Consider the following 1333-nt stretch of genomic DNA (forward strand, 5'->3'; position numbering starts at 1 on the left):
GGATTAGTGGCGAACGGGTGAGTAACGCGTGAGTAACCTGCCTTACACAAGGGGATAGCCTCTGGAAACGGAGAATAATACCCTATGAAATTACATTCTCGCATGAGGAAATAATCAAAATGTTTAGTGGTGTAAGATGGACTTGCGTCTGATTAGCTAGTTGGTGAGATAACAGCTCACCAAGGCAACGATCAGTAGCCGGCTTGAGAGAGTGTACGGCCACATTGGGACTGAGACACGGCCCAGACTCCTACGGGAGGCAGCAGTGGGGAATTTTGCACAATGGGGGAAACCCTGATGCAGCGACGCCGCGTGATTTAGAAGGCCTTCGGGTTGTAAAAATCTTTTGTATAGGAAGAAAATGACAGTACTATACGAATAAGGTCCGGCTAATTACGTGCCAGCAGCCGCGGTAATACGTAAGGACCGAGCGTTGTCCGGAATCATTGGGCGTAAAGGGTACGTAGGCGGGTTTTTAAGTTAGAAGTCAAAGGCTATAGCTCAACTATAGTAAGCTTCTAAAACTGGGGACCTTGAGTAATGGAAGGGAAAGTGGAATTCCTAGTGTAGCGGTGGAATGCGCAGATATTAGGAGGAATACCGGTGGCGAAGGCGACTTTCTGGCCATTAACTGACGCTGAGGTACGAAAGCGTGGGTAGCAAACAGGATTAGATACCCTGGTAGTCCACGCCGTAAACGATGAGTGTTAGGTGTCTGGAGTAAATCTGGGTGCCGCAGCTAACGCATTAAACACTCCGCCTGGGGAGTACGCACGCAAGTGTGAAACTCAAAGGAATTGACGGGGACCCGCACAAGCAGCGGAGCATGTGGTTTAATTCGAAGCAACGCGAAGAACCTTACCAAGTCTTGACATATTTTGGAAGCACTTAGAGATAAGAGCCTATATCTTCGGATAACTGAAATACAGGTGGTGCATGGTTGTCGTCAGCTCGTGTCGTGAGATGTTGGGTTAAGTCCCATAACGAGCGCAACCCCTTTTGCTAGTTACCATCATTAAGTTGGGGACTCTAGCAATACTGCCGGTGACAAACCGGAGGAAGGTGGGGATGACGTCAAATCATCATGCCCTTTATGACTTGGGCTACACACGTGCTACAATGGCAGGTACAGAGGGCAGCAAGACAGCGATGTTAAGCAAAACTCAAAAAGCCTGTCCCAGTTCGGATTGCACTCTGCAACTCGAGTGCATGAAGTTGGAGTTGCTAGTAATCGTGGATCAGAATGCCACGGTGAATGCGTTCCCGGGTCTTGTACACACCGCCCGTCACACCATGGAAGTTGGCAATACCCGAAGCCTGTGAGCTAACCGTT

General features: G+C 49.1%; 1 rRNA gene. It reads left to right on the plus strand.

Going from position 1 to position 1333, the window contains the following annotated elements:
* Positions 1 to 1333, plus strand: a 16S ribosomal RNA gene (locus OC526_RS08270); the annotation flags it as partial.

Origin of the sequence: Anaerococcus sp. Marseille-Q5996 (assembly GCF_946893725.1) — a bacterium.
In the GTDB taxonomy this organism is placed as follows: Bacteria; Bacillota; Clostridia; order Tissierellales; family Peptoniphilaceae; genus Anaerococcus; species Anaerococcus martiniensis.